Source organism: Pseudescherichia sp., from assembly GCF_031998825.1.
In the GTDB taxonomy this organism is placed as follows: Bacteria; Pseudomonadota; Gammaproteobacteria; order Enterobacterales; family Enterobacteriaceae; genus Pseudescherichia.
In genome coordinates, this window is record NZ_DAMACX010000088.1 from 1 (window position 1) to 7,327 (window position 7,327).

Sequence of the window (7,327 nt, forward strand, 5' to 3'; positions counted from 1 at the left end):
CTGCCTGTCACGCAGGGGGTCGCGGGTTCGAGTCCCGTCCGTTCCGCCACTTATTTTAAGAAGCCGTATCTCTCACGAGATACGGTTTTTTTTTGCCTGCTATTTATCACGCAAACGCCAGCCTCACGGCTGCTGACGCTGCTTCACATACTCGCTAAGAAAGTCGACGAAGGCACGAATACGCGTGCTGACTGCTCTGTCACTATAGTAGACCGCGCTAAAGGGCATCTCAACCGGCAGGCGTTTATCCGCCAGTACCTCGACCAGTTCGCCGGTGGCAATCTCACTGTCCGTCATATAGTCAGACAGGCAGGCAATACCGTTGCCGGAAAGACAGAGATACTTCAGCGTTTCGCCGCTGTTAGATGATATGCCGCTGTTGATTTCATATAGCTGACCATCCTCACAGGCTATCGGCCAGGTATTAAGCGACACAGGCTCAGTGAAGCCCAGGCAGGTGTGATGTTTAAGATCGTCTACGCTCTGCGGCGTACCGTATTTAGCCAGATAGGCAGGGGAGGCGATCATCCTGCGGGAGCTTTTAAACAGCGGGCGGGCGCGTAGGCTGGAGTCCGTCAGCGTGCCAACGCGTATAGCGACGTCCACTTTCCGCTCGATCAGATTAATAAAGGTCTCCGATGAGACCAGCGAGAGGGTCATCTCCGGGTAACGCTCACGAAACGGCTTAATCATCGGCATTAAAAAATGCAGCACAACCGGTGTGGCTGCATCGATACGCAGCAGGCCGCGTGGCGTGTGCTGATGCTCCATCACCTCGTTTTCTGCCGCCGCCATCTCCTGCAGAATAAGCTGCACGCGACGGAAATAGCGCTCACCCTCTTCGGTCAGGCTTAAATGGCGCGTAGTGCGGTTAAGCAAGCTGACGCCCAGCTTGGTCTCCAGCTTCTTTACCGCTCGGCTAATGGCCGAATTGGCCTGTCCAAGCTGCTCAGCGGCACGGCTAAAGCTTCCGCTCTCTACCACGGCGACAAATATAGCCAGCTCTTCTGATGTTGCCTTCATTTTTGCACCCGTAGCAAAATTTTATCCGTATTTTATCGCCTATTGTTATTTAACCACGCGTCTGCGCCGGGTGTCACTCCCTTATCAAAGTAACTGTTTTTCCAGGCAGCGTTGAAAGTGTGCGCTAAAATCCCTATAACAGAAGGAGTGGCCCTGGTATCCAGGGTAAACAGGTTACAGAGGTAAAAAGCCGAAAGTGCGAAAACATACCCATGCCATGCGCTATATCGCAGGACAGCCCGCCGAGCGGATCCTGCCGCCCGGGTCATTCGCGAGTATTGGCCAGGCATCACCTCCAGGCGCGCCGCTGAGTGAAGAAGAGAACATTCGCGTCCTGGTGTGGAATATTTTCAAGCAGCAGCGCGCGGAGTGGCAGTCGGTGCTGCAAAGCTTTGGTAAAGATGCTCATCTCGTGCTGTTGCAGGAGGCACAAACCACGCCTGAGCTTATCCGGTTTGCAACCACTAACTATCTGGCGGCAGATCAGGTTCCGGCGTTTGTGCTGCCTCAGCACCCCTCTGGCGTCATGACGCTGGCGTCGGCCCATCCGGTCTACTGCTGCCCGCTGCGCGAGCGTGAGCCCATCCTGCGGCTGGCAAAGTCCGCCCTGGTGACGGTCTACCCTCTGCCTGACGGACGGCTGCTGATGGTCGTTAACGTGCACGCGGTTAACTTTAGCCTGGGGGTTGATGTCTACAGCAAGCAGCTGCTGCCTATTGGCGATCAGATCGCCCAGCATAACGGCCCGGTGATCATGGCTGGCGATTTCAATGCCTGGAGCCGTCCGCGGATGAATGCGCTTTACCGTTTCTCCCGGGAGATGTCCCTGCGCCAGGTACGCTTTACGGATGACAACCGCCGCCGGGCGTTTGGCCGTCCGCTTGATTTTATCTTCTATCGTGGTCTCAACGTGAACGAAGCCTCGGTGCTGGTCACGCGCGCCTCCGATCACAACCCGCTACTCGTTGAATTCAGTCCCGGCAAACCTGATAAGTAGTGGTGCGTCAGGTCTGCCGTAGGGCAGGCCTAAACGGGTGCTGCCCTCTTTCTCACTTAACTAAAAGGACAGCACAATGGCAGCAAAATCCCATCATGATAACGTCGAAGATCAGTTTGGCTCCCAGGCCAGCGCCTACTTAACCAGCGCTGTGCATGCCGCAGGCCGTGATTTAGAGCGGCTGCGCGAACGCCTCCAACGCTTCCCTCAGGCCCATGTTCTGGACGTCGGCTGCGGGGGAGGGCATGCCAGCTTTACTGCCGCCACAGCGGTAGAGCAGGTGACGGCATACGATCTCTCCAGCGATATGCTGGGCGTCGTGGCCTCAGCGGCAAAAGAGAAAGGCTTAACCAATATCAATACCCAACAGGGCTATGCGGAGAGCTTACCCTTCGCCGACAGCACCTTTGATGTGGTGATTAGCCGCTATTCAGCGCACCATTGGCAGGATCTTGGCCTGGCGCTGCGCGAGATTAAACGCGTGCTGAAGCCGGGCGGAACGGTATTCCTGATGGATGTGATGTCAACCGGTGAGCCGGTTCGTGATATCTGGTTGCAGACGGTTGAAGCCCTGCGCGATACCTCTCACGTACAAAACTACTCAAGCGGTGAGTGGCTGACACAGGTTAATGAGGCGGGATTGATAACATGCGATTTAGTTACCGATCGTCTGGTGCTGGAGTTCTCCTCCTGGATCGCGAGGATGCGTACGCCTGATGCGCTGAGCAAGGCAATTCGGCTCTATCAGGAGAGTGCATCGCAGGCGGTAAAAGCCTACTTCGAGTTACAGGCTGACGGGTCGTTCACCAGCGATACGGTGTTTATTGAGGCGAAAAAGCGCTAATATCGGCAAAAAGCAATAAAAAAAGCACCGGGGGAAACGGTGCTTTTTTATATGAAACGGTTCGATGATCAAGAGTCTGGCGTGGCGTTGTTCTTCACAAACAGCGTCAGCTGATCGCCTGGCTGTAAGTTATCCGTATCGTCATTCCAGCGCATAACATCCTTAATATTTACGCCGTAATCTTTCGCAATACTGGACAGCGAATCGCCTTTACGCACGCGATACTTAACGCTATCGCTGTTGCTGGCAAGACGCTGTGCGCTGCTGCCCGCACCAACGGTCAGGCTCTGGCCCACCTTCAGGGTTGATCCGCGCAGGCTGTTCCACTGCTGGAGGTCCTTAGCGCTCACGCCGAGGCGTGAAGCAATACCGGACAGCGTATCGCCAGAACGTACCTTATAGCTCTTGCTGGTCAACGGGGTGTTATCCGCCATCAGCGTAGGCTGTACGGCAGCGATCTCACCCGAGGCCAGTGATTCACGCAGCTGGTCTGCATGCTTCTGCGGCACCATTACATACTGCGGTCCACCTGAGCCGAGCGTCGAGCCCTTAACGCCAGCGTTAAAGGTTTTTAGCTTGCTTACCGGCATGCCAGCCATATCAGCCAGCTGGCTCATGCCAACCGGGCTGTTGAGCCGGACACGTGCCAGCGCGCGGCTATCGTCAGGCGTAGGCAGACGCACACCGTAGCGCTTGCTGTTTTTGAGAATATCGCTCAAAGCCAGCATTTTAGGCACGTAAATTTTCGTTTCCTGAGGCAGTGACAGCGACCAGAAATCGGTAGGTTTACCCCGCGATTTATTCGCTTTCATTGCCTTCATGACACGCCCTTCGCCGCTGTTATAGGCAGCGACCGTTAACAGCCAGTCGCCGTCAAACATACGGTTAAGACGCTGCATCATGTCGAGTGCGGCGGTGGTAGATGCCACAACGTCACGACGCGCATCGTAAGTGCGAGTCTGTTTCAAACCGTAGTTGCGCCCCGTGCTCGGAATGATCTGCCAAATGCCTGCGGCATTGGCGCCAGACGTCGCGTGCGGGTTAAAAGCGCTCTCCACTATGGGTAGTAGTACCAGTTCCATGGGCATGTTACGTTTCTTAACTTGCCCTGCTATCCAGTACATATACGGCTCTGCCCGTAAAGTTACATCGTGGAGATAGCTCTTGTTTCTTAAATACTTCTGCTTTTGTTCGCGAATCCGGTCGTTTTCCGGAATTCCCATCTTCAGCTCGTCGCTAATGGCAGCCCACAAGTCCTGATCCTGCGCGAGGGATGTTCCATCGTCCATCCACCGCGCCTGACTTGTAAACTTACCTGCTTCCCCTTGACTAGCTGCAGAAAGGCTCTGTGCGTGCTGTTGTACGTTGCCATCGTGATTCGACGCCTGGCAACCCACAAGCAGGACAGAGGCGAGTAAGATCGCTTGTGCCTTCATGTGTGTGAGTCAATAGTTGCTTAAAAGACGAGCAATCATAACGGCGAAGGATCCAGATGACAAGTATGAAATTTCAGAATGCGTCTTTCTTTGACCTCAACCATGCAAAACGCGTATTAGGCTGTTGCAATTTTGTTTCTTTATCAATAACACTAATCAAATCAGGATCTTCAGTACGGAGAAAAACATTAATACGACGCTCATTTTCCAGCGTTACGGGCAGCGTTGTTTGACTTTTTGTGCGTAACTGCTTCACTTTATTAAGATAATCCTCAATAGCCGGGTCGTTGGGCAGAATATGCTGGGCAAACTTCATATTCGCTAATGTGTATTCATGGGCGCAACAAATGACCGTTTCCGGCGGAAGCGCGTTAATTTTCTGAAATGATTGATACATCTGATCCGCTGTTCCTTCGAAAAGTCTGCCGCAACCGCCTGAGAACAGCGTGTCGCCGCAAAAAAGGTAAGGAATTGTGTAGTAAGAAACATGACCCAGCGTATGACCCGGCGTTGCAATAACAGAAAATTCGTCGCCCAAAAGAATGAGCTTATCGCCCTCGACTACGCATTTCGTTGCCCCTTTATCTTGTGTCTCTTGTGGGCCATATACCACTACGTCCGGGAACCGCTGGCGCAGTTCTTTCACGCCGCCAACGTGATCGTGATGGTGATGGGTGAGCAGGATCGCCTGGGGTTGCCACTGGTTTTCTTCAATAGCATGAAGCACCGGAGCCGCTTCGCCCGGATCGACAATCACACAGTGACCTTCGTCATTGCTTAACACCCAGATGTAGTTATCCTGAAATGCGGAAATACTGTTAAGATTCATATAATACCTCTCAAAGCGTAGCGGAAGGTTGTGATGAAACCGGCAAGGACACCTCGAACGTTCTCAGCACCCGCCCACTGGGCTGAGTTTTCCCGTGGCGAATACTACCGCGAGGCGCTGGAGCAGCAGCTTAAGCCCTGGTTCGCAAAGATTTACGGATTTCACCTGCTTAAGATTGGCAATCTCAGCGCGGAAATCAATGCCGAAAGCTGCGCTATCTCGCATCAGGTTAACGTTTCATTACGTGGGGAGCCTGCGCAGGTTAGAGCCGATCCGCTGCATCTGCCCTTTGAGAATAAATCCGTCGATGCCTGTCTGCTGGCGCATACGCTTAGCTGGTGCCAGGATCCGCATCGCCTGCTAAATGAAGCCGATCGCGTGTTGATTGATGATGGCTGGCTGATATTAAGCGGGTTTAATCCCGTTAGCCTGCTTGGATTACGCAAGGTGCTGCCAATCAAACGTCGGTCAGCGGTCTACCGCAGCCGGATGTTTACGATGATGCGCCAGCTCGACTGGCTGGCGCTGCTCAACTTCGAGGTAGTGCATCATAGCGGTTTTCAGGTGCTGCCCTGGACGCGCCAGGGGGGAAAGGTGCTGAGCACCCATCTGCCCGCGCTGGGCTGTATGCAGCTTATCGTCGCCCGCAAACGCACCATTCCCCTGACGCTCAATCCAGCGAGGCAGAGCAAGGCGAAGGCGCGCGTGCCTCAGGCGGTGGGTGCCACGCGGCAGTACCGTAAACCCTGATTAGCTCTCTGGCTGGTAACCGACATCTTCCTGGGTAGGATTCATCGCTGCGCTGCGGGCCAGCTCGTCGCAGCGTTCGTTTTCCGGATGGCCCGCGTGGCCTTTAACCCACTCCCAGCGGATCTGGTGCTGGCTGAGCGCCGCATCCAGTCGCTTCCAGAGATCGACGTTCTTTACCGGTTTCTTATCGGCCGTCTTCCAGCCGCGCTTTTTCCAGTTGTGGATCCACTGGGTGATCCCCTGGCGGACGTACTGACTGTCGGTGCTCAGCACCACTTCGCAGTGCTCTTTCAACGCCTCAAGAGAGACGATGGCCGCCATCAGCTCCATCCGGTTGTTGGTCGTGAGACGATATCCTTCGCTGAAGGTTCTTTCATGCTGTTGATAGCGTAAAATAGCGCCGTAGCCGCCTGGTCCTGGGTTACCTAAGCAAGATCCATCGGTGAAAATTTCTACCTGTTTGAGCATCTCTGGTAGACTTCCTGTAGTTGAAATCGACGTAAAACGACAAGTCTGACATAAATGACCGCTATGAGCACTGCAATTACACGACAGATCGTCCTTGATACGGAAACCACCGGTATGAACCAGATCGGTGCCCACTATGAAGGACATAAGATTATTGAAATCGGCGCGGTAGAGGTGATCAACCGCCGTTTGACCGGCAATAACTTCCACGTCTACCTCAAGCCGGATCGGCTGGTGGATCCGGAAGCCTTCGGCGTGCATGGAATTGCAGATGAGTTTTTGCTGGATAAGCCGCTCTTCAGCGACGTTGCCGATGAGTTTATCGACTATATTCGCGGCGCTGAGCTGGTGATCCATAACGCATCGTTTGATATCGGCTTTATGGACTATGAGTTCAGCAAGCTGAACCGGGGCATTCCTAAAACGGATACCTTCTGTAAGGTGACCGACAGCCTGGCGATGGCCAGAAAGATGTTCCCCGGCAAGCGCAACAGTCTTGATGCGCTCTGCTCACGCTATGAGATCGATAACAGCAAGCGAACGCTGCACGGCGCACTGCTCGATGCCCAGATCCTCGCCGACGTCTTCTTGATGATGACGGGTGGGCAGACCTCAATGGCCTTCTCCGTTGAGGGGGAAAATCAGCAGGCGCAGGGAGAAGCGACCATTCAGCGCGTTGTGCGCCGGGCAAATTCGCTTCGCGTGGTGTTAGCCAGCGATGAAGAGGTAGTGGCCCATGAATCGCGTCTCGATCTGGTGCAGAAGAAGGGGGGATCCTGCCTGTGGCGGGCCTGAAACGCCTTGTTTTGTCGATAAAAACAGCTTGCGGGCGATTTTTGCAGCAAACGCATCAAATCCTATGAAAAAGCGTTGACGGCGTGCGCGGCAGTACGTAATATTCGCCTCGTTCCCAAGGGAACACAACGCGGAGCGGTAGTTCAGTCGGTTAGAATACCTGCCTGTCACGCAGGGGGTCGCGG

The 7,327-nt window shown here is 54.2% G+C and carries 7 protein-coding genes and 1 pseudogene; 4 read left to right on the forward strand and 4 right to left on the reverse strand.

Annotation, left to right across the window (positions count from 1 at the left end; translation table 11 throughout):
• Nucleotides 1-123 precede the first annotated feature (123 nt).
• On the reverse strand, nt 124-1,023 hold the full coding sequence (yafC, locus tag RTP97_RS20820) for a DNA-binding transcriptional regulator YafC (RefSeq protein WP_312417004.1): 900 nt from the start codon (nt 1,021-1,023) through the stop codon (nt 124-126).
• 196 nt (nt 1,024-1,219) lie between these two features.
• Here yafC and RTP97_RS20825 point away from each other — a divergent pair, with 196 nt between their 5' ends.
• Together RTP97_RS20825 and RTP97_RS20830 are read left to right on the forward strand one after the other, a co-directional pair.
• Complete coding sequence (locus tag RTP97_RS20825; protein WP_312417007.1) at nt 1,220-2,020, forward strand: endonuclease/exonuclease/phosphatase family protein; 801 nt, start codon at nt 1,220-1,222, stop codon at nt 2,018-2,020.
• A gap of 76 nt (nt 2,021-2,096) precedes the next feature.
• Complete coding sequence (locus RTP97_RS20830) at nt 2,097-2,864, forward strand: class I SAM-dependent methyltransferase (RefSeq protein ID WP_312417010.1); 768 nt, start codon at nt 2,097-2,099, stop codon at nt 2,862-2,864.
• A gap of 68 nt (nt 2,865-2,932) precedes the next feature.
• Here RTP97_RS20830 and mltD read toward each other — a convergent pair whose 3' ends face one another.
• Both mltD and gloB read right to left on the reverse strand, forming a co-directional pair.
• The gene (gene mltD, locus RTP97_RS20835) at nt 2,933-4,300 is read right to left on the reverse strand and encodes a murein transglycosylase D (protein ID WP_312417013.1); all 1,368 of its coding nucleotides are present in this window, start codon (nt 4,298-4,300) and stop codon (nt 2,933-2,935) included.
• Between the two features lie 73 nt (nt 4,301-4,373).
• Complete coding sequence (gloB, locus tag RTP97_RS20840; RefSeq protein ID WP_312417015.1) at nt 4,374-5,129, reverse strand: hydroxyacylglutathione hydrolase; 756 nt, start codon at nt 5,127-5,129, stop codon at nt 4,374-4,376.
• Between the two features lie 33 nt (nt 5,130-5,162).
• Here gloB and RTP97_RS20845 point away from each other — a divergent pair, with 33 nt between their 5' ends.
• Nucleotides 5,163-5,879 carry a class I SAM-dependent methyltransferase gene (locus RTP97_RS20845; RefSeq protein WP_312417017.1) on the forward strand — a complete coding sequence of 239 codons (717 nt, stop codon included), beginning with the start codon at nt 5,163-5,165 and terminating at the stop codon, nt 5,877-5,879.
• Here the strand turns inward: RTP97_RS20845 and rnhA are convergent.
• Nucleotides 5,880-6,457 (reverse strand): annotated as a pseudogene (gene rnhA / locus RTP97_RS20850) (ribonuclease HI).
• Between rnhA and dnaQ the strand changes: the two are divergent.
• Entirely contained in the window at nt 6,411-7,142 is a 732-nt protein-coding gene (dnaQ, locus tag RTP97_RS20855) for a DNA polymerase III subunit epsilon (protein ID WP_312417020.1), read from the forward strand. The pseudogene rnhA and the gene dnaQ sit on opposite strands and share 47 nt — an antisense overlap.
• Nucleotides 7,143-7,327 lie beyond the last annotated feature (185 nt).

Bases quoted from the DNA above. Each gene is read 5' to 3' on its own strand.
- yafC (WP_312417004.1), bottom strand. From the start codon at position 1,023: ATGAAGGCAACATCAGAAGAGCTGGCTATATTTGTCGCCGTGGTAGAG.
- RTP97_RS20830 (WP_312417010.1), top strand. From the start codon at position 2,097: ATGGCAGCAAAATCCCATCATGATAACGTCGAAGATCAGTTTGGCTCC.
- mltD (WP_312417013.1), bottom strand. From the start codon at position 4,300: ATGAAGGCACAAGCGATCTTACTCGCCTCTGTCCTGCTTGTGGGTTGC.
- gloB (WP_312417015.1), bottom strand. From the start codon at position 5,129: ATGAATCTTAACAGTATTTCCGCATTTCAGGATAACTACATCTGGGTG.
- RTP97_RS20845 (WP_312417017.1), top strand. From the start codon at position 5,163: ATGAAACCGGCAAGGACACCTCGAACGTTCTCAGCACCCGCCCACTGG.
- dnaQ (WP_312417020.1), top strand. From the start codon at position 6,411: ATGAGCACTGCAATTACACGACAGATCGTCCTTGATACGGAAACCACC.